Raw genomic sequence first — 21691 nt, forward strand, 5'->3', positions numbered from 1 at the left:
AGGAGAATTTATGTTAGGATTTGCTATTTTACTAAGCTTTAATTTGATTGGCATCTGGATGCAGTTAAGCTTGCATGTGCCGCTCCCTGGCAATGTTATCGGACTCATTCTATTTACAATATGCTTATTCGCGAAATGGATTAAACTGGCGTGGGTGGAATCGACAGCCTCTTGGCTTACGGGACATATGATGCTATTCTTCATCCCATTTGTCGTGGGCACGATGGCTTTCTTCCCATTGATCGCATCCAACTGGCTGTCCATCGGCATTAGCCTCATTGGAAGCTCGCTTGCGGTTCTGCTTATCACAGGTTTTCTCACTTCCAAGTTACAACGCAAAAGCACCGATGGTGAGTCCTCATGAGCCTGCAAACTTGGTTAAATCAACCTTTATTTGGCATCGCACTCAGTGTAATCGCCTACGCCTGCGCGCAATTGATCTACCAACGTTGGCGGTGGCTTCATCCGCTATTCGTCTGTTCCGGCTTTATTATTATTTTATTGCTCTTGCTGCACATCCCTTATGGCGTTTACAAAGCGGGTGGCGACGTCTTGACGCTTATGCTGGGACCAGCGACAGTCGCACTGGGAGTTCCTCTCTACAAAAATGCCGGTTTGATCAAAAAACATATGACTGGCATTCTGATTTCCGTCACAATCGGATCACTTACCGGGATTGTGAGCGCTGCTCTGCTCGTTGGGCTGTTGGGCGGCAGCCGCGACATCATGCTCAGCATGATGCCCAAATCCGTCAGCTCCCCTATCGCGATCGAAATATCGCGCCACTTAGGCGCATTGCCGGAGCTCACCTCCGTGTTGACGGTACTTACAGGGCTGTTTGGCAGCATGTTCGGCAAACAGATCCTGCGCTGGCTTGGCGTGAAGGATGGCATCTCCATCGGCATTGCCATTGGCACCGCCGCGCACGGCATCGGCACCGCCAAGATTGTCAAAGATTCGGAGCTGCAAGGCAGCCTGAGCGGTTTTGCCATGGGCGTCGCAGGCATCGTCACGTCTCTGTTGTTTGTTCCCGTTTACTGGTGGTTGCATCTGTAAACGGGGAGGGAACTTCACAGTCCTTCTCCCCGCTAACTGGAAAATCCACCGTTATTGCGAGCGTTTCTGTCCGAAAAAACGGGGTTGCATGGAAAAGCTCCAGCTAATTCGGCTGATTTCCCGCTGAACAGCGATTTACCCCCGAATTATAGGGAGGTTTTCCCGCTAGATGGCAGTTTATAGCAATTCACAGATAAATAGCAGGAGGAATTCCTGTTAGACTCTTCAGGATCTAACAGCCGCCATGCGGTGGCGATACAACGCCTCCTTATATGAACAAGAGGCTGCTCGCTAGGTTATTAACCTTTCGAGACAGCCTCTTCACTTCGTCACTATGTAAGGTCGATGCTAGACTCCACTATGCCTCCAGCAGCTCGTCAAAAATCTCTCTAAACCGATCCGCAACAGATTCAGCTCCTTCTTCGAGCTCCTCTGCATCGAAATAGTAGCGCTCACGGGACTCATCCAGATCCAGCATATCTGCCATTAGCCCCTTGAAACCGCGCGTTTTGCGGTCGAATTCCAGGATGATTTCAACCCCGTCCTCATCCGGGTAGAAAATAAGCTCAACCTCATCCACGGAGCTCCGATACTCGCCATTTTGATATGGAATAAATTCAAAGTTCTGTATGAATGGCAGATGGTAATTGGCCTGCGGATAATATTCATTCTCCGCTTTATGCAAATGAAAGCCTAGTTCCTCCAGCGCTTCAAAAATAACGGCCACATGCGGATGCGCCAAAACTTCTATATCATCACGATCAGAAGGATCTATCGCATTGTCAATATCCATTCCCGTTCGAACCCAGATCGGACTGACGCCGATTGAAATCGGTGTTTCATGCGGCAGGACGAAATCAAAAGGGATTTCGATCGTTTGGCCCGGCGCAAAAATAAGGCTCTCACCAAGCAAAATATTAGCTACGACTACGTTCTCCTTTTGCATTCTCACTTCTACTCGGCCATCGCGATTCGAGTCTGTCTCTACTGGCTTCACATATTCCGTCATAATTTGAAAATAAATGCGGTCCACCTTTTGTTCGACGCTTCCACCTTTTGCAATAATGACGCCTTCAACAATTTCACCGGGAATAAATTCTTCCGTATGGAACTGTGTATCCAGATCAATATTGCCAATACCGACGCGAGCTAACATCTTCTTAAAAAAAGCCATGCCTATAATCCCCCTATTCAAAAATAACTAGTATGTATTACGACGCTGAATCTTCCTAGGTTTCAAACAATGTCCGGAAATTCCGAAATAAACGATCTACCCAGGCCCAGGCAAATATCCTTTCATACACTGCTCTCAATAACCGTTATTTGATCAAATTTCGGGCATTTTGAAAATCTAACTAACTCCCTATGCGTTATGCTTCGGTGCCTAGTGATATCAGCCTCTTAAAAGGCACAAATCCTGTTAGGGAACTACAGTACCCTATTTAGGCAAAAAGCAGGAATGCAAGGGTAGTAGCGGAACTACAAGGCCTTATTTCCACGAAAAGCGCTAAATTTCCCAGAAAACAGTAAAATAGCGTACTGTAGTTCCCTCCCGCTCGAGAAAATACCACTTTTTGCTATAATAGCGTACTGTAGTTCCCTAACCTCGCTATAGTAACACTTTTTGCTATAATACCGCTCTGTAGTTGTAGTTCCCTCCCTCGCCGTGAAGAAGCTGGAGTAACTCTGCGTTCACCCAAAAACATATAGGATTCTACATAAAAAAAGCACAACACGACCTTTAAGTTAAAGGTGCGATGTTATGCTTTTTTCACAAACTTGCCAAGGGCATTGTCTGAGCGCCCCAATGTGGGGGCACATTCCTCGTATCATCCATATAAAGGGTACGCAAATAATGGGACACGTCGCTGACATGATCTTTAATTAATACTTCTTTGATATCAGAAGGCTTGGTTGGAACTAGGTTATTGTTGATCGTTTGGAATTGGCCAAGCGGCAGAAACATCGCTGGACTTTTCCTATATGTGCAGCTTTTTGGGAATCGGGGCGAGCTTCCGGAATCATATTTGGACAGCTTAACTCTTCCGAAGTACGCGGTTAACAAGGAAATAGCATCAAATTCGAGGACCGCAAAGCCTTGCTCCGGTTCTCTTCCGGCATATGTCTCCACCATTTTCCGGCAATCCTTCGCCGTAGGCCAGAAGAAGACATGCTGATCTAAACATGCACGGAATTGTTCCAATGTGCTAGCAGGATCTATCATCTCTTCGGAAATCCTTAAATGTGCATTGATTGTCACTTGATAATTTTGATAGCGGACTTGCTTTGCAGTTGTTCTTCGTTCCCCTGCAAACTCAGGATATAAGGCATAACTGGACAATAACTTATCCAAATAAGCAATAGCTGGCAAATTGGTCGTTCTCGTGAAGTGAAATAGCGATTTCCTGCTGTTAGCTTTCGTAATTGCCGATATGATCGTGCTTGACACGGTTTCACTCCTACTAGTCTTTTCGTTGTTATTCTTCGATATGAAGGACGATTCTTCCTCTCCCATGTCCCGTTTCGCTGCGTTCATGGGCTTGACGCACTTCGTGCAGCGTATAGGCTGGACCGATCGTTGTCCGTACGATCCCCTCGTCGATCAAACGGGCAATTGCTGTTAAATCTTTGCTCGTCGCGAGACTCCCCCTCACGACCTTGATGCCCAACTCCTTCGCCTTTTCCATGGAGGGCTGATCTGCAATCGTAATTAATCTTCCTCCGCGTTTAATAACAGACATAGATCGCTCAAGTGTTTCTCCGCCAACCGTGTCCAAGACGAGATCCATCTCATTCGCCGTTTCTTCAAATCGTGCAGCGTTATAATCGATAACTTCATCAGCGCCCAAAGATCGTACAAATTCAATATTGCCTGATCCAGCTGTTCCTATTACATAGGCACCACGCCATTTGGCGAATTGGATTGCAAACTGCCCTACGCCTCCTGCGGCACCATGAATGAGCACACGCTCCCCTGCCTGTACATTTCCATCCTCAACGATTGCTCGCCAAGCTGTCGTGGCTCCTCCAGATATAGCGGCTGCTTCGTCAAAGCTAAGCGAATAAGGTTTCAGCGCTATCGCTGCTGTTGGAGCAGTCGTGTATTGAGCGTAGGTTCCCTTCGTGCTTCTTCCGAATACTTGCTGCCCAATTTGAAAATCGGTTACACCAGCCCCTACTTCCGCAATTACCCCTGAGAATGCGGTCCCCGGAAGATAGGGAAATTGGATCGGCATAGGAAGCCTTCCCTTGCGAATTTTCCAATCGACAGGCAGCACACCTGCGGCGACAATGCGAACAAGAACTTCATTTTCCGAAGGTTCTGGAATCGTCACTTCCTCTACATGCAATACCTCGGAACCTCCAAATTGATGGTACCGTACCGCTTGCATCATTTTTCCTGACATGATTGGCACGCCTCCTTGTTTATCCTTTATTCAAATACTTTTCAATCGCTAAGCTTTAGCTTACAATGAGTAGTATCGATATTTTGTTCCAATACTCATAGTGAGTATACTCACTAAATATTTAAGTGTCAAGGAGGATTCTATCCGCATGTCCACAACAGTTCCTTCCGCCAACATTCCTTCTGCCGGAGAAGTGCTGCAAATATTGATCCAAACGACCCATCAGCTGCACCATCAATTCGAAGCCCAGTTAACAGCACTTGGCATCCCTTCTTACTTGACAGGTCCCAGGGTGCGACTGCTTATCGTCGTATCAGAGGCAGGCAGAATCAAGATGAGTGATTTGGCTGCCAAATTAGGCATTAAAGCCCGTACAGTTACCCAGTTCGTCGATTCCCTGGAACAGGAGGACCTCCTTAGACGCGTGCCGGATCCTGATGATCGACGCGCGACTTATTTGCAGCTGACGGAGTTAGCGCCGCCTTTATTAAGTCAAGCCCGGGCAGCCATGCAGGAAGCTTCGGCATCGGTGCTAGGCTGTCTATCACCGGAGTCACGCAGTCAGTTGCGGGATTTACTGCTGCAGCTTCTGAATGATCATGCAGAAACCATCCCTCTCCACAGTAAATGACTACATCGTATTGTCATCATGATAAGTGACCCAAAACCTATGCTCAGCAAAACATCAGTACATATGCTTCAATAATTGGATTTAGAACTATAAAATGTTACAATTTAAAAGGTAAAACGACTACCCAACAAGCGGAGGAGTGAATTGAATGTCTTTAGATGCCTATTTAAATTTTAACGGAAATTGTCGTGAAGTTGTTGAGTTTTATGCAGAGGTGTTTGGTTTAGAAAAACCCCACATTATCTCCTTTGGGGACGGGCCGCAGAATCCTGATTACCCGATACCCGAGGAAGCCAAAAATTTGGTCATGCATGCGCGACTTTCGATCAGCGGCAGCACGCTGATGTTTTCGGATACATTCCCAGGCATGCCTTATATTGTTGGCAACAATATCAGTCTTTCGCTCGTAAGCCCAAATTTAGTTGAAGTCCAATCTGCCTTTCACAAGCTGAAAGAAGGCGGCAACATACGTATGGAGCTGCAAGAAACCTCTTGGAGCAAGTGCTACGGAAACCTGGAAGACAAATTCGGCATCCAATGGCAATTTAACCTCGATAGCGGCGAAACTTATTAAGCATACTTAAATTAAAACGAGCCCTAGAAGCGATTCTAGAGGCTCGTTTTTTTAACTAAAGCGCAAACTTGGGAACGCGTCACTCTCAACTGTCCCCCCGCTACAAAATAGGCGATATCAATTTCGAAACAGATTCCAGAAAACGAATACGCAGAGAACGCTTGTCATATTCCTCAAGCGTCAACTCCATGCATCCCTCCATGTCCTTCCAAAACGTGTTCTCCAGCTTTTTGGCTGTCTCTGCATGATACATCAGAGCATTCGTTTCGAAGTTCAGCCTCAGACTGCGAATATCAAAATTAGCTGTCCCAACCGAAGCTACTCTCCCATCAACAATAATCGTTTTGGCATGTAAAAAGCCTTGATCGTATAGATAGCATTTCACTCCTGCACGGAGCAGCTCACCTACGTAGTATAACGAAGCCCAATGCACAAACAGATGATCGGCCTTTTCTGGGATCATAATTCGCACATCGATGCCAGATAGTGCGGCGATCCTAAGCGCATTCAGCATACTCTCTTCCGGTATGAAATAAGGCGTTTGGAGAAGAATTCGACTCTTCGCCATATGAATCATTTTCAGAAACGTATAAACAAAATGAGGCCAAGCTTCGTTCGGCCCGCTCGCGACGATTTGCATGGGAACATTGGACGTCTCTTCGGAAATTTTCGGTTCAGGGAAATAATGAGAATCCACTTCAATCATGGTCGAAGAAGCCAAATTCCAATCCAGTATAAATCTCGACTGCAAGGCTCGCACCACACTGCCCGTTAGACGCAGATGCGTATCTCTCCAATAGCCAAATTTCGGATCCAGCCCCAGATATTCATTCCCGATATTAAAACCGCCCATATATCCGATCTGACCGTCAATAATGACAAGTTTTCGATGATTTCGATAGTTCACTCGGTAGTTCAAATAAGGAATGCGTGATGGAAAAAAAGCAGCCTTTTGCCCGCCAGCTTTCAGGAAATCACGAAAAAAGGCATCTTTGAGCGATCTCGATCCAATATCATCGTACAGAAATTTGACTGAGACGCCCTGCTCCGCTTTCTTGGTCAGCGCCTGCATAATCTTTTGACCCAACGAATCATTCTTGACGATGTAATATTGCATGTGAATATGGGATTCAGCAGCCTCAATTTTCATAAGCAAATCACTGAATTTAGCTACACCATCCGTGAAAATATGCACGCCGTTATCCTGCGTCAAGAAGGCATCATTCGTGGCTACATTCAAATAAATCAAATCTCGATATTCGCTTACCATGGGGTCAATATACGGCAGAGTCCCATCCATCAGCTGTTCTCGCTGCTCCGAGATGACGGTCTGCACTCTTTCCAGCATGAGGCGGTTCCACTTATACAGCTTTCTGCGGCTTAAGTTTTGTCCAAAAACCACATAGAGAATGAATCCGAGAATCGGAATGAACAGCAAAACCATTAACCATGACCATGTTGCGGCTACATTGCGGCGTTCCAGGAAAACGACGGTTATGGCCAAAATAATATTAATGACGAATAAGAAAGTAAGTGCGTGTGATATCCAGTCCATAACTCAACTCCACATCTAGATTGTCCGAATACGACCATTATACCTCAAATATGACAAATACGAAAAAACCCTTACACACCGGAAGGTGAATAAGGGGTGCAGCAGCGTTATGCTATTTTTTTAATCAGGCACAGTTTCCTTAAATAGAAGACTCCGCCCACTTTAATAACTTCGTCGGAATACGCTTCAATATAGGTGCCAGAGTCCTCCAGTTCACCGTCAAACCAAACCTCTACAGGCTTTTGAAATAGCATGCATAGGTACATATCCGCATCTGTTAAACATTCATCCGTCCGGCTCATTCTGAACAACTGCCTCTCCTCAATAATTTCATCCGGTACTCCATTTATCGTCAGGAGAGCTCAATTAATGAAGAGAAAACATGAAGAAAAGACTGGAAGCGATGAGCCTCCAGTCCATCCAGAATCCGTGATTTATTTCAACACTTCGCGATACAGGGAGATATATTGTTGGGCCGATTTTTTCCAGCTAAAATCGCCTTTTTTCATATTTTGCTGAATTTTCAACCACGAGTCCCTGTCATTCTTGTAGAAAAATACTGCGCGGCGAATCGTATGCAGCATATCGTGTGCATTGTAATGGCTGAATGAGAAGCCTGTTCCCTCGCCCGTGAACTCATTGAACGGCTGTACGGTATCTTTGAGTCCGCCGGTTTCTCGCACGACAGGTACCGAACGATATCTCAATGCTATTAACTGACCTATCCCGCACGGCTCGAATTGAGACGGCATCAGGAACATATCCGAGGCCGCATAGATTTGATGCGCCAAAGCTTCATCGAAATTGATTAGGGCTGACACCTTGCCCGGATGCTTCTGCACCGCGTCACGGAACATTTGCTCATAGCCCGCTTCTCCGGTGCCCAGAACAACAAGTTGAATGTCCAGCGCTAAGATCTCGGAAAGTACATGCTGGATGAGATCCAACCCTTTCTGCTGCACGAGCCGCGTCACTAAAGCGATCATCGGAACTTCGCCACTCACTGGCAAACCCAAGCGCTCCTGAAGAGCCAATTTATTCATCTGCTTCTTGGGTAAGGAGTCCCGGTAATTCATAACCAGATGAGGATCCGTCATCGGATCGAAAATATCATAATCGATTCCGTTCACGATACCTGTCAGCTGATCATGGCGGTGACGCAGCAAGCTGTCCAAATATTCCCCATAATATGGCGTTTGGATTTCCTCCGCATACGTCTGGCTCACGGTAGTCAATCGGTCCGAATACAGCAGTCCGCCCTTGAGAAAACTGGCCCCACCGTGCAGTTCCAGCGCTGTTCCCGAGAAATGATCGTCAGACAAACCGAATAAATCTTTCAAGAGCGACTGATCGAACACACCTTGATATTTCAAGTTATGTACGGTCATAATCGTTTTGATCTGGCTAAAGAATGGCAGATGCTGATAATGGGCTTTCAGCAAAACCGGAATCATCCCGGTTTGCCAATCATGGCAATGAATCACATCCGGCCGGAAATCAAGCAGCGGCAAGGCCTCGATCACACCCCTGCAGAAAAATCCGAAACGTTCTGCTTCATCCCCGTATCCATAGATGCCAGGCCGTTTGTAATAAAATTCATTGTCCACGAAGTAAAACGTGACGCCGTCATGCTCTAGCACATCAATTCCGATATATTGCTTGCGCCAACCCACATAGATATCAAACCTAACGACCTTGGTCATCGCTTCCCGGTATTTGGCTGGGATGTCCCCATACTTGGGCAGAATGACTCTGACATCCATCCCCTGTTGCGTCAGTTCCTTAGGCAAGGACCCAATGACATCAGCCAAACCTCCGGTCTTAATAAACGGCACAGCTTCTGATGCAGCAAACAATATGTTCAATCTTCCCACTCCTCCAATGGATATTTGAAAAGCCACCCGGATAACGAAGCTATTCAGTTAATTGGTCAGTGGCGAGGCTTGAGCGACGCGCCACCTGCGCATCGCTCAAGCCCCTTAGCTGTTTGAAAGCTATCTTTTCAAATCGTAAATTTTAGATCACTTTCGTTTTCGCCGCGATGAACGGAGCTTTATTATCGCCTGTTAACACGCGGCCGCGGCTGATGAAAACATCCTTATCCAGAATCGCATTCTCGATAATGACATTCTCCTCAATCTCACAGTTCTGAAGAATGATACTGTTCTTCACATAGGCGCCCTTGCGGATTTTCACACCACGGAACAAGATGCTGTTCTCGACTTTGCCTTCGATGATGCACCCGTTGGCGATTAGCGTATTTTTGGCCGCGGCCGAATCCGAGTATTTGGCCGGCGGCTCATCTTTGACCTTGGTATAGATCAAATTTTTCTGGAAGAACAACTCACGCCAAATCGCTGGGTTCAGAAGCTGCATGCTGTGCTTATAGTAGCCTTGAATCGAATTCACGATCCCGACATGACCTTCAAATTTGTAGCCAAATACGCTAAGCTTATCAATGTTTTTCATGATCCCATCTCGAACCAAATGATCGTAACCTTGCGCTAGGCAGGATTCCACCATATCGAGAAGCAGCGCTTTGCTCATCACATACATTTCCATCGAAATATTGTTCGTCCGCAGTCGTCCCGTGTGATCTTCCATCAAGGTTACTTGCCCATTGTCCTTCACTGCCAGGCGACGAAACTTGCCTTGAATCTCTTCATCCGTCTGTTTATATATAACCGTAATGTCGGCTTGTGAATCTTCGTGGTAACGTACAACATCACGCAAATCGAGATTGCAAACCATATGGCTGCGCGAAATAATGACCAGTTCTTCTTTGCCGCGATAGAAATAGTCGCGATGGGAGTAGAATTGGTACAAATCACCGCGGGATATGCCCGTTGGCTCATCCAATACGGATGGCAGCACGAACAATCCGCCGCGCTTTCTGTCCAAGTCCCATTCTTTTCCAGATCCCAAGTGATCCATTAAGGAACGATATTTGTGCTGAGTGAATACCGCCACATTATCAATGCCTGAATTCACCATATTCGAAAGTGTAAAATCGATTAACCGATAGCGACCGCCGAAAGGCACCGAAGCCGGGCAGCGGAAATAAGTCAGTTCCTCCAAATCATCCGGTTCATTCACCAAATTAATGACACCCATCACTTGTTTCATCTGACATCATCCCTTCTGAATGGCATTCGCTGGAACCCGTTCATTGCCACCAATGAGTATTATTTCCCCGTTGCCATCCACGACAGCACCATCTTCAACGACCGTATTTTCACCGATAATCGCTTTGTTGATTGTTACATTGTTGCCGATTTTGGCATTAGGCATAATAACGGAATCGCGGATTTGACTGCCTTCGCCAACTTGAACACCGAAAAACAAAACAGAATGATCGACATCTCCAAAAATCGCACAACCTTCGTTCACAAGCGATCGTTTAATGTTCGCTGTTGGGGCTACATACTGAGCCGGTTGGTAAGGATTCTGCGAATAGACACGCCAATCTTTATCATTCAAGTTCAGTTCATTCTCATCATCCAACAGATCCATATTTGCTTCCCAGAGGCTGTCAATCGTACCGACATCTTTCCAGTAGCCTTGGAATGGATAAGCGAACATGCGGGCCTCATCCTTAAGCATCATAGGAATAATATCTTTGCCAAAATCTTTGCTGGAGTTCGGATTCGCTTCGTCTTCCAACAAATAAGCTTTCAATACGCTCCAATTAAAAATATAAATACCCATCGAAGCCAAGTTGCTGTTCGCTTCTTTTGGTTTTTCTGCAAATTCAGTAATCTCTTGCTTATCATTGACACTCATAATGCCGAAACGGCTCGTTTCTTCCCACTTCACTTCAATTACAGCAATGGAAGCATCCGCTTGTTTTTCTTTGTGATAAGAAAGCATGAGATCGTAGTCCATTTTATAGATGTGATCACCTGAAATGACCAGTACATATTCGGGATCATACTGCTCGATAAATCCAATATTACGGTAAATGGCGTTCGCTGTCCCTTTGTACCAATCGCCGCCTTTTTGCTCCATGAACGGAGGCAATACGGTGACACCGCCATACTTGCGATCCAAATCCCATGAACTGCCGATACCGATATACGTGTTGAGTACGAGTGGCTGATACTGGGTCAAGACACCGACAGTGTCGATTCCTGAATTCGTGCAATTGCTAAGGGTGAAATCAATAATCCGATACTTTCCGCCAAAATGAACGGCTGGCTTGGCCAAATTGTTCGTCAGAACGCCTAATCTTCGTCCTTCTCCTCCAGCGAGGAGCATGGCAACACACTCTTTACTGCGCATATCTGATTTCCCCCTTCAACTTCGTCAATCACAGTTTGGAATTCACTACTACATTTTATATAGACAGCCGCAAGCGGCGGAATACACAGGGATAGACTATAGCTCAGATCATGCCATGGACGGGGTTCACTCGTAATCGGCAGTTTATTTCCTTGTCCAGAGCCGCCATATTCAGGCGCGTCACTGTTGAAAATAACGTCATAGACGCCATGCTTGGGTACGCCAATCCGGTAATCAGGATGAACGACAGGTGTAAAATTACAGATCAGTATGACATCATCATCAGGTGATTTCCCTTTGCGCATAAAGGTCACTACACTTTGACTCTCATCGTGCGGATTGATCCACTGGAATCCATCCTGCGAATGATCCAGTTCCCAGAGCGCTGGTTCGCCTAAATAAAACTGATTGAGCGATTTCACATAATGATGCATTTGTTGATGCTTCTCATAATCCTCCAGGAGGAACCAGTCCACTTCCTCGAGATCCTTCCATTCGTCGAATTGACCGAATTCACTGCCCATGAACAGCAGCTTCTTACCGGGATGCCCCGACATATAACCGTAGAGGACGCGAAGATTTGCGAATTTCTGCCAGTAATCACCAGGCATTTTATGTAAGAGTGAACGTTTGCCATGTACGACTTCATCATGTGAAAAAGGAAGTACGTAATTCTCACTAAATGTGTACATGAACGAAAACGTAATTAACTTATGATGATATTTGCGGTTGATGGGGTCCAGCTTCATATAGCGAAGCATATCGTTCATCCAACCCATATTCCATTTATAGTTGAAACCAAGTCCTCCATCATGAACGGGCGCCGTTACCAGCGGCCAATCGGTTGAATCTTCCGCCATCATCAGCGCATCGGGGAAGTAGGAGAATACGACCTGATTCAATTTACGCAGGAAAGCGACCGCTTCCGGATTATCATCCCCGCCCCATTGATTGATCAGCGGCTCCTCATTCCACCTTCCGAAATTCAAATGCAGCATGGAGGCAACCGCATCAACTCTTATCCCATCAATATGATACACATCCATCCAAAATACGGCATTGGAGATGAGGAAGCTCTGAACCTCTGGTCTGCCGAAATCGAACGTCAGCGTTCCCCATTCCAGCTTCTCGGCTTTGCGTGGATCTTCATATTCGTAAAGCGGCTTGCCGTCAAATTGGCGAAGTCCATGGCTGTCTTTGCAGAAGTGACCGGGTACCCAGTCCATGATAACGCCGATTCCTTTGGCGTGACAGCGATCAACGAAACGCATGAACGCTTTGGGTGAACCGTGACGGCTCGTAACTGAATAATAACCCGTTGCTTGATAGCCCCAAGAACGATCAAATGGATGCTCCGCTAGCGGCATCAGCTCAATATGTGTGTAGCCCATCTCAGCCGCATAATCCACGAGTTCGTCTGCCAGTTGATCATAGGTATATAATTCTTCAACATTATATCGATCTTTTTTGCGCCAAGTTCCCAGATGAACTTCGTAGATCGAAAGCGGCTTATTATAAGCCCGCACTTCTTTCTTCTGCGCTTGCCAATTCTGATCCTGCCATGCGTAGCCATCCAAATCCACAACACGCGATGCTGTAGCTGGTCGCAGTTCCGAACAGAACGCATAAGGGTCCGCTTTTAATAGGATCTGACCCGTCTCACTTTGAATTTCGTATTTATAGTAATCACCTTCACTTGCTTCCGGTACGAAGACCATCCAAACGCCAAGTGTACTTACTTTCTCCATGGGATGCATCCCGGACAGCCACTGATTGAAATCGCCAAGCACATGAACTTGTTTGGCATTCGGTGCCCATACGGTAAAGCGTACTCCTGCATGGCCTTCTAGCTTGCTCACATGTGCCCCTAGGATGCGATAGCTTTGGTAAAGGGAACCTTCATGAAGCAGAAATAAGTCTTCTGAGCTGGGTATACCAACATTTGCCCCCATGTTAACCTCCCTGAATCAAACGTTTTGGTTCCAATCTCTGTGCAGTAAGAAATGCTTACTCTACAAATACAACAAGCAGGCAAAGAATTCCTTCAATTCCCTCAGATTAAAAAAAGGAAAATACGCAGCCGCAGGTGAATTAGTAGAATGACAATCAATCGAAAGGTGGAAATAAAATGATGAAAGATAAAGTAAAAGGACTTATCGTAGGTTTGACAATCGGTTCCCTCATAAGCGGGACTGTCGCCTTCGCCGCAAGCAGTCAAATTGAAGTGGCTTTCCGCAGCCTGAAGTACATGTTCGATGGTGTTGAGAAAACGCCTGCGGACGGCAAATCTTTCGTGTATGAAGGCACTACCTATGTACCCCTTCGCTTCGTAAGTGAAGCACTAGGCAAAAAAGTCGAATGGGACGAAGCAAACGAAACGATCTGGGTAGGCAACAATCCGAATCACATTATTGCTACATATAAAGGCGGCAACGTTACGAAAGGCGACTTTGATACCTTTTTTGCATTGCAAGCGCTTTTTAACAGCAACCACAGTACAGCCAAGGATGATCCCGAATATCAAAAAAGCATCGTAACCCAATTAATCCAAAATCGCATCCTGTACAGCAGATCTTCAGGTGCTGATCAAAGTGCGGCCAAAGATAGTGCTGCGAAGCAAGTCAGCGCTTGGAAAGCACAATTCGGTGACGCGAAGTTCCAGGAAGATTTGAAAAAGGTCAATGTCACGGAAGCCCAGCTCCAGTACTTCTTGGTAGGCAACCTCACTGCCCAAAATGTGATCAAATCCAGCATCACAGATGCACAATTGAAAGCCAAATATGAGGATTCCCTCAAACTGGATAAAAATGCATTCACGATCGCTTCTGTCCGTCATATCCTGATTGGTCTCAACGCAGGAACGGAAACCAGCAAGACGCGTACCAAAGAAGAAGCGCTTAAAATTGCCAAAGACGTCCAGCAAAAACTTAAAAATGGGGAAGACTTCGCGAAGCTGGCCAAAGAATATTCCGATGATCCAGGTTCCAAAGATACAGGCGGCTTGTACGCAGATGCTGATGTGAATCAATGGGTACCTGAATTCAAGAAAGCCACGATCGAGCAGCCGGTTGGCACTGTTGGCGAACCTGTGGAATCGCAATTCGGCTACCATCTGATCAAAGTGGACAGCAGATCCGTGAAATCTTTTGACGCGGTCAAAGAGCAGTTGAGAACCGCGCTGGAGCAAGAACAGTTCCAACAATTCTCGGAAAAAGAAATGAAAGACTTGATTGAAAATATCGATTTAAGTCAATAAATGGTGTACAATGGATGTTTGTTAAAGTATACAAGTTGAAGGATGGATTACAGCAATGTTTTATGCAAAAGATTGGGTAGATTATGAGCTTCTCGATACAGGCGGCGGCGAAAAGCTGGAGCGTTGGGGAACCATCGTTCTGAGAAGACCGGACCCCCAAATTATATGGCCGTTAGAAAAAGAAACCCCGCAATGGCGTGAAGCGGATGCCCATTATCACCGCAGTTCCAGCGGCGGCGGACAATGGCAGCAAAACGCGGAGCTTCCTGAGCGTTGGACGATTACTTACGACCAGAAGCTGTCGTTCTATATTAAGCCAACCAGCTTCAAGCATACTGGCTTATTTCCGGAACAAGCTGTCAACTGGAAATGGATGATCGACAAGATCCAGAATGCTGGACGTCCGATCAAAGTATTGAATCTGTTTGCTTACACGGGCGGTGCTTCGCTTGCTTGCGCTTATGCCGGGGCTGAGGTCTGTCATGTGGATGCCTCCAAAGGCGTCGTTCAATGGGCCAAAGAGAATTTGCATCTTAGCGGACTGGGCAGCCGCCCTGTACGTTTCATTACAGATGACGTGTTCAAATTTGTCCAAAGAGAGCAGCGTCGCGGCAGTAAATACGATGCGATCATCATGGATCCGCCATCTTATGGACGCGGCCCTAATGGTGAGACTTGGAAACTGGAAGATGATCTCTTCCCTTTCATCCAAACGTGCAAGACGATTCTGACGGACGATCCGTTATTCCTGTTGATCAACTCGTATACAACAGGCATTTCGTCAACCGTACTTGAAAATATCTTGACCATGGCGATGAAAGCCAAGCATGGCGGCACGATCTCCAGCGGAGAAATCGGCTTGCCGATTACGAATTCCGGATTAAAGCTTCCGTGCGGCATTCTGGGACGCTGGGAGGCGTAACGTGAGCCGATCGAAGGATGTCACGGGAGCATCTCAAATCCCGATCTTGTTCGAAGACAACCACATTCTTGTGGTTGAGAAGCCCGTCAACATGCCCACGCAGGAAGATGAATCACGTGATCTGGATCTGCTGACTGCGCTGAAAGAGGATATCAAGCAGCGTTACAACAAGCCTGGAAACGTATACCTCGGACTTGTACACCGTCTTGATCGTCCGGTTGGCGGCGTGATGGTTTTCGCCAAAACGTCAAAAGCCGCGTCACGGTTATCGGACGCGGTCAGAACACGACAGCTCGACAAGACGTATGTCGCTGTCGTGCATGGTAAGCCGCCACAGCCGTCCGCTACGCTGCGTCACTGGCTATGGAAGGACACACGCACGAATACCGTTAGCGTGGTCAGAGAAGGCCAGCAGGACGCCAAGGAGGCCGTGCTGGACTATAAGCTGCTCGGCAGCCAAGACGGGTTCAGCTTGATCCAGATCAAGCTTCACACCGGGCGGCCGCATCAAATCCGTGTGCAGCTGGCAGCCATCGGCTGCACGCTCTACGGCGACCAGCGCTACGGGAGCGCGGTGAACAAGCCCGGCCAGCAGCTCGCGCTGTGGGCGACGGCGCTTTCCTTCGAGCATCCAACGCTCAAGGAGCTGATGAACTTCCGGTCGCTGCCGCCTGTGCAGCGGCCTTGGAGTGAATTTGCCATCCCGGAATTGTAAATTGATAAATTCCTCTTAGGGGAAGGGTCGCTATTAGTTGGCAACCTTCCCTAACAAATAAATAAGCAATTTCTGGTTATGGGCGGAAACGCGACTCAGGTACGAATCCAACAGTTGTTCTCGGATTAACGTGCCTCGCTCGCATTCCGTCTTTCCTTTTGCCGTGACATTGACCCATACGATTCTGCGGTCTTTCTCATCCCGCTCCCTCGCAATCAATTCACCCTTTTCCATCCGGTCTAATAATGTTGTGACAGCAGCAGGCGTGGTGGATAAATATTCGATTAAATCCGAAGGCTTCATCCGCTCGTGTGCCATCAACAGTTCCAGGACATTCAGCTGCCCTTCTGTAATGGTAGGGGCTAAACCTACCTCCATTTGATTTTTTAATTCCTTGGATAATTTTAGCCATAGCTTTCCGAATTCATCGGAATACATCCTCATCAACTCGCTTCCAACATCTCCTAATGCAAGTATAGCACGCCTTTTCGCTCGTTTAAAGGTTAATGCCATTAATATTTTCAGACAAAAGCTGCGCCCAAGTAGGACATGCTGCGGCTTCAAGGGACATGTTGTCGAGCCCTTGGTAACCTTGTCCTTTCTTGCGCTGCGACCTCCTGCCTTTCGACTTCTTTTAACAACCTGCTGGGCAATGACATATAGTAATAAGCGGGATACAGAACAAAGGAGTGATTAGGATGGAAACTTGGAAAATGGAGCTAGGCCAAAAAGCCATGGCAGCCGGCATACTGAAAGACCCACAGTGGCTGGATCGATTGGACGAACCGATGCCTCTGTGGGTCCTATTGGAAATTGCTTTTCAACTTATCGAGAAACTTGATCCGCCTACCGTCAGTTATGATTGAGGAAAACGAAGGACTTCAATGATCGATTCCGTTTTGGTTACCGGAATCATTTGTTTGCCTTGCGACTTGCGATCTTCCAGAGGAGCTGTTTCCGTGGAGAAACGCAGCTTCTCGCCATTGCTCATAATCGCTGTAATCAGATAATCCATTTTGACGATAAACGTCCGAATTAAAGCAGCACCGTTAGGTCTAACACGCTTGCCTTCCTTAAATTCGAAGGTCATAATACCTTTCCCTCCGCGTCCTTGAATCGGATAGTCGACAACAAGGGAGCGCTTCGCATACCCGAGGTCCGAGATCACGAGTACTTCCCCTTCATCCCCATAGATCCACTCGGCAGCGACGACTTCGTCGTCATCCTTGAGCTGGATGCCGCGCACACCCGCGGCCGCACGGCCCATCGGGTTTACTTCCTCCTCACGGAAACGGATGCTCATGCCTTGCTTCGTGACTAACAAAATTTCTTTGGTGTTGTCACTTAGATGCACATGCAGCACTTCGTCATTCTCACCGATCTTGCAAGCTACGATACCGTTAGAACGATTCGTCATGTATTCTTTCAGCTCGGTGCGCTTCACTTGACCTTTGCGCGTCACGAACACGAGTGACTTCGTCGGATCATCCAAGCCTTTGACCGGAATCACATTCACAATCCGATCCTCTTTGGCTATCGGGATGACATTCACGATCGCTGTGCCGTTTTCCTTCCACTTGTACTCTGGCACTTGATGGACAGGCAATAGGTAATACTGCCCTTTCTTCGTGAAGATCAGCAAATTCTCAATCGTATTCACATCCAGCAAGAAACGGAGATAATCTCGTTCTTTGAGTCCCGTGTTCTCCAATTCCCCGCCCGAACGCGTGAATGACAGCTTGCTCGTCCGCTTCAAGTAGCCTTCGTTGGACAGTGTAACCAAGACGTCTTCGGAATTAACCAGAACTTCCAGATTCACCTTCAGTTCTTCGACTTCCCCTTGAATTTCGGAGCGGCGTTCAATCCCGTACTTCTTGCGAACTTCGCCCATTTCGTCTTTGATAACGCCCAGTAATTTCTTCAAGCTGCCAAGAATGCCGCGCAAATAAGCTATCGTCTTCTCGACATCCTTCAACTCTTTTTCGAGCGTTGTTATTTCCAAATTCGTTAAACGATATAATTGCAAAACCAGAATCGCATCCGCTTGACGCTCCGAGAACCCGAACTTGTCGACGAGATTATTTTGAGCATCCTGTCTGTTCTTGGAGGCTTTAATGGTGGCAATCACTTCGTCCAAAATATTAAGTGCTTTCACTAGCCCTTCCAGCACATGCGCACGGTCTTCCGCTTTCTCAAGCTCATACTGTGAGCGGAAGGTAACAACTTCCTTCTGATGCTCAATATAGGCTTCTAGAATCTCACGGAAACCCAATTGCCGCGGCGCTTTATTCACAATCGCAACCATATTGAAGTTATAGGTCACTTGCAAATCTGTTTTCTTCAGCAAATAAGCAAGAATCCCTTGCGCATCGGCTTCTTTCTTCAATTCAATAACAATTCGCAGTCCATTGCGACCGCTCTCGTCACGGACTTCTGCGATGCCTTCGATTTTCTTCTCAAGTCGAATGTTCTCCATCGCCGTAACAAGACGTGATTTGACCACTTGATAAGGAATCTCTGTAATGACAAGCTGTTGTCTGCCGCCGCGCATATCTTCAATCGCCGTTTTGGAGCGAATATGAATCCGGCCTTTGCCTGTGCGGTAAGCTTCACGAATGCCTTCTTCGCCCATGATAATACCCGAAGTCGGGAAGTCAGGCCCCTTCACGATCTCCATCAACTCTTCAACCGTAATCTCCGGTTTATCAATCATGGCTGTGCAGGCATCGATAATTTCACGCAGATTATGCGGTGGAATTTCGGTAGCAAAACCAGCAGAAATGCCGCTCACACCGTTAACCAGCAAATTCGGATAACGTGCCGGGAGCACGACAGGCTCCTTCGTCGAGTTATCAAAATTATCTTTGAACATTACCGTTCGTTTCTCAATGTCACGCAGCAGTTCCATCGCAATTTCCGAGAGACGAGCCTCCGTATAACGCATGGCTGCCGGCGGATCGTCATCGAGGGAACCCCAGTTGCCATGCCCGTCGACAAGCGTATGCCCCATTTTCCATGGCTGAGCCATACGCACCATGCCGTCATAAATGGACGCATCGCCATGCGGATGGTAGTTCCCCATCACATCACCGACCGTTTTGGCCGATTTGCGATACGGTTTATCCGGGGTATTCCCCGAATCATACATCGCGTATAGAACGCGTCGTTGTACAGGTTTCAAGCCGTCCCTTACATCCGGGATCGCACGATCCTGAATAATATATTTGGAATAACGCCCGAAGCGATCGCCAACGATCTCCTCAAGAAAGGCTGGTAAAAATTCTTCTAACATGCTCAACTTTCAGTCACCACTCTTTTTGGTCTACTCTACATATTCGGTAAAATCGACATTCTCGATAATCCAACGCTTGCGCGGGTCTACTTTATCACCCATCAAAGTTGTTACACGGCGCTCAGCTTTCGCTGCATCCTCAATTTGAACCTGCAGGAGCGTCCGGCTCTCGGGATTCATCGTAGTTTCCCACAACTGCTCGGGATTCATCTCGCCAAGTCCCTTGTAACGCTGTAATTCTGTATTCTTGCCTAATTCTTTGACAACTACTTGCAATTGTTCATCTGTCCATGCATATCGGTGCCCGCCATTCTTGCCTTTTCGGGTCACTTTGAATAAAGGAGGCTGGGCAATATATACTTTCCCGGCATCAATCATTGGCTTCATATAACGGTAGAAGAACGTCAACAGCAGCACTTGAATGTGAGCTCCGTCGGTATCTGCATCCGTCATAATAATAATCTTGCCGTAATTCATCTCATCTAATTCAAACTCAGAGCCGACTCCAGCACCTATGGCCGAAATAATGGCCTTGTACTCTTCATTTTTCATGATGTCGAGCAGCTTGGCTTTCTCCGGATTCATCGGTTTTCCTTTGAGCGGCAGGATCGCCTGATGCTTGGAATCACGTCCTTGCTTCGCAGACCCGCCGGCAGAATCGCCTTCCACGACAAACAGTTCATTGCGCTGCAAATCCTTGGACTGGGCTGGCGTCAGCTTGCCGTTCAGGTTCGAGCTCTCGCTCTTGCCTTTCTTGCCGCTGCGTATTTCTTCGCGGGCTTTGCGGGCTGCTTCCCGCGCCTTGGACGCTTGTACCGCTTTGCGCAGCATCATTTGGGCGATCTGGGGATTCTCCTCCAGAAACACCGTCATTTTGTCTGTCACAATCGCATCTACAACACTTCGTGCAATAGCGCTTCCAAGCTGATCCTTGGTCTGGCCAACGAATTCGACATCGCCCATCTTGATATTGATAACAACCATCATGCCTTCACGAAGATCGGTACCATCCAAGTTCTTCTCTTTTTCTTTGAGAATTCCTGCTTTACGGGCATATTCATTCATGACACGCGTATAAGCCGTCTTGAATCCTGTCTCGTGCGTACCGCCGCCGCGGGTCGGGATCGCATTCACGAAAGAGGCAATCGTTTCGGTATACCCATCGTTGTACTGCAAGGCCACTTCGACTTCAATCTCATCTTTCTCAGACGCAAAATGGATGACAGGGTGCAGCACCGTTTTCTCTTCATTCAAAAACTCAACGAATTGGCTTGCTCCGCCTTCATACTGGAAAGAATCCAGCTTGTCGGTCCGTTCGTCCTTCAAATTGACCAAAAGACCTGAATTCAAGAAAGCGATCTCTTGCAACCGTTCTGCCAGCGTATCGTAACTGATCGTTGTTCCGCCTTGGAATACCCGCTTGTCAGGCTTGAACGTTACTTTGGTTCCCGTACGGTTCGTATTCCCAATCACTTCAAGGCCTGTTACGGGCTCCCCGACATGTTCGATTCCCTTATCATCAACCCAGTATTCAAACCGCATTTTATGCACTTTGCTATCCCGGTAGATTTCCACCTCAAGCCACTCCGACAATGCATTGGTAACGGAAGCACCTACGCCATGCAATCCACCTGATTTCTTGTAACCGGAACCGCCAAATTTACCTCCAGCATGCAGAATGGTGTAGACAACCTGCGGTGTAGGAACACCTGTTTTATGCATCCCTGTGGGAATTCCACGACCATTATCCTGCACCGTAATGGACTGATCTTTATGTATCGTGACTGAAATTTTGGAGCAATGCTTAGCCAAATGCTCATCGACGGCATTGTCCACGATCTCCCATATCAAATGATGTAAGCCGGAAGCACTGGTACTGCCGATATACATTCCGGGTCTTTTGCGAACCGCGACAAGACCTTCGAGAACCTGTATATCATCCACATCATAATCCGATGTTGGGGCTTTTCCATTCGCAAATTCTAGCTGCTCAGTCATTGAA

20 protein-coding genes are annotated in these 21691 nt (G+C 47.1%); 8 read left to right on the top strand and 12 right to left on the bottom strand.

What is annotated here, in order from left to right:
* The first annotated feature begins 10 nt into the window (after positions 1-10).
* Positions 11-364, top strand: coding sequence for a CidA/LrgA family protein (locus LOZ80_RS16795; protein ID WP_238172445.1), 354 nt, complete (start codon positions 11-13; stop codon positions 362-364).
* Complete coding sequence (locus LOZ80_RS16800; protein ID WP_238172446.1) at positions 361-1056, top strand: LrgB family protein; 696 nt, start codon at positions 361-363, stop codon at positions 1054-1056. The genes LOZ80_RS16795 and LOZ80_RS16800 overlap by 4 nt, the downstream gene beginning before the upstream one ends.
* Positions 1057-1414: 358 nt before the next feature.
* Here the strand turns inward: LOZ80_RS16800 and LOZ80_RS16805 are convergent, their stop codons facing one another.
* From LOZ80_RS16805 to LOZ80_RS16815, 3 genes are all read right to left on the bottom strand, one after another.
* Complete coding sequence (locus tag LOZ80_RS16805) at positions 1415-2230, bottom strand: sporulation protein (protein WP_238172447.1); 816 nt, start codon at positions 2228-2230, stop codon at positions 1415-1417.
* A 597-nt stretch (positions 2231-2827) separates the two neighbouring features.
* Positions 2828-3505 (bottom strand): DUF7002 family protein, encoded by a 678-nt coding sequence (locus LOZ80_RS16810; protein ID WP_238172448.1) that lies wholly within the window; start codon positions 3503-3505, stop codon positions 2828-2830.
* 28 nt (positions 3506-3533) lie between these two features.
* Positions 3534-4463 carry an NADP-dependent oxidoreductase gene (locus tag LOZ80_RS16815; protein WP_238172449.1) on the bottom strand — a complete coding sequence of 310 codons (930 nt, stop codon included), beginning with the start codon at positions 4461-4463 and terminating at the stop codon, positions 3534-3536.
* 148 nt (positions 4464-4611) lie between these two features.
* Here LOZ80_RS16815 and LOZ80_RS16820 point away from each other — a divergent pair, with 148 nt between their 5' ends.
* Complete coding sequence (locus tag LOZ80_RS16820) at positions 4612-5094, top strand: MarR family winged helix-turn-helix transcriptional regulator (RefSeq protein WP_238172450.1); 483 nt, start codon at positions 4612-4614, stop codon at positions 5092-5094.
* Between the two features lie 148 nt (positions 5095-5242).
* The gene (locus LOZ80_RS16825; protein WP_189017713.1) at positions 5243-5668 is read left to right on the top strand and encodes a VOC family protein; all 426 of its coding nucleotides are present in this window, start codon (positions 5243-5245) and stop codon (positions 5666-5668) included.
* A 100-nt stretch (positions 5669-5768) separates the two neighbouring features.
* On the opposite strand, the gene cls is transcribed toward LOZ80_RS16825, so the two are convergent.
* The 6 genes from cls to glgB all read right to left on the bottom strand — a co-directional run bounded on the left by cls (position 5769) and on the right by glgB (position 13456).
* The gene (cls, locus tag LOZ80_RS16830; RefSeq protein WP_238172451.1) at positions 5769-7223 is read right to left on the bottom strand and encodes a cardiolipin synthase; all 1455 of its coding nucleotides are present in this window, start codon (positions 7221-7223) and stop codon (positions 5769-5771) included.
* Positions 7224-7330: 107 nt separating this feature from the next.
* Positions 7331-7534 carry a hypothetical protein gene (locus LOZ80_RS16835; protein WP_238172452.1) on the bottom strand — a complete coding sequence of 68 codons (204 nt, stop codon included), beginning with the start codon at positions 7532-7534 and terminating at the stop codon, positions 7331-7333.
* Positions 7535-7657: 123 nt separating this feature from the next.
* Positions 7658-9088, bottom strand: coding sequence for a glycogen synthase GlgA (gene glgA, locus LOZ80_RS16840; RefSeq protein WP_238172453.1), 1431 nt, complete (start codon positions 9086-9088; stop codon positions 7658-7660).
* A gap of 151 nt (positions 9089-9239) precedes the next feature.
* On the bottom strand, positions 9240-10349 hold the full coding sequence (gene glgD / locus LOZ80_RS16845; RefSeq protein ID WP_238172454.1) for a glucose-1-phosphate adenylyltransferase subunit GlgD: 1110 nt from the start codon (positions 10347-10349) through the stop codon (positions 9240-9242).
* A 6-nt stretch (positions 10350-10355) separates the two neighbouring features.
* On the bottom strand, positions 10356-11504 hold the full coding sequence (locus tag LOZ80_RS16850) for a glucose-1-phosphate adenylyltransferase (protein WP_238172455.1): 1149 nt from the start codon (positions 11502-11504) through the stop codon (positions 10356-10358).
* The gene (glgB, locus tag LOZ80_RS16855) at positions 11447-13456 is read right to left on the bottom strand and encodes a 1,4-alpha-glucan branching protein GlgB (protein WP_238172456.1); all 2010 of its coding nucleotides are present in this window, start codon (positions 13454-13456) and stop codon (positions 11447-11449) included. Before glgB ends, LOZ80_RS16850 begins: the two co-directional genes overlap by 58 nt.
* 176 nt (positions 13457-13632) lie before the next feature.
* Between glgB and LOZ80_RS16860 the strand changes: the two genes are divergently transcribed.
* Genes LOZ80_RS16860 through LOZ80_RS16870 form a run of 3 tightly spaced genes read left to right on the top strand, consistent with a single transcriptional unit; the run spans position 13633 to position 16397 of the window.
* The gene (locus LOZ80_RS16860; protein WP_238172457.1) at positions 13633-14760 is read left to right on the top strand and encodes a peptidylprolyl isomerase; all 1128 of its coding nucleotides are present in this window, start codon (positions 13633-13635) and stop codon (positions 14758-14760) included.
* A 55-nt stretch (positions 14761-14815) separates the two neighbouring features.
* Positions 14816-15682 (top strand): class I SAM-dependent methyltransferase, encoded by an 867-nt coding sequence (locus LOZ80_RS16865; RefSeq protein ID WP_238172458.1) that lies wholly within the window; start codon positions 14816-14818, stop codon positions 15680-15682.
* A gap of 1 nt (position 15683) precedes the next feature.
* Positions 15684-16397, top strand: a complete 714-nt coding sequence (locus LOZ80_RS16870) for an RluA family pseudouridine synthase (RefSeq protein WP_283214769.1) — start codon at positions 15684-15686, stop codon at positions 16395-16397.
* A 33-nt stretch (positions 16398-16430) separates the two neighbouring features.
* On the opposite strand, the gene LOZ80_RS16875 is transcribed toward LOZ80_RS16870, so the two are convergent.
* Positions 16431-16835 carry a MarR family winged helix-turn-helix transcriptional regulator gene (locus tag LOZ80_RS16875; protein WP_238173009.1) on the bottom strand — a complete coding sequence of 135 codons (405 nt, stop codon included), beginning with the start codon at positions 16833-16835 and terminating at the stop codon, positions 16431-16433.
* Between the two features lie 260 nt (positions 16836-17095).
* Here LOZ80_RS16875 and LOZ80_RS16880 point away from each other — a divergent pair, with 260 nt between their 5' ends.
* A complete protein-coding gene (locus tag LOZ80_RS16880) occupies positions 17096-17263 on the top strand; it encodes a hypothetical protein (protein WP_189017738.1) in 168 nt (55 codons plus the stop codon).
* On the opposite strand, the gene gyrA is transcribed toward LOZ80_RS16880, so the two are convergent.
* Both gyrA and parE read right to left on the bottom strand, forming a co-directional pair.
* A complete protein-coding gene (gyrA, locus tag LOZ80_RS16885) occupies positions 17254-19695 on the bottom strand; it encodes a DNA gyrase subunit A (protein WP_238172459.1) in 2442 nt (813 codons plus the stop codon). The two genes, LOZ80_RS16880 and gyrA, sit on opposite strands and share 10 nt — an antisense overlap.
* Before the next feature lie 24 nt (positions 19696-19719).
* A complete protein-coding gene (parE, locus tag LOZ80_RS16890; RefSeq protein ID WP_238172460.1) occupies positions 19720-21687 on the bottom strand; it encodes a DNA topoisomerase IV subunit B in 1968 nt (655 codons plus the stop codon).
* Positions 21688-21691 lie beyond the last annotated feature (4 nt).

Origin of the sequence: Paenibacillus sp. HWE-109, from assembly GCF_022163125.1 — a bacterium.
Lineage (GTDB): Bacteria > Bacillota > Bacilli > Paenibacillales > NBRC-103111 > Paenibacillus_E.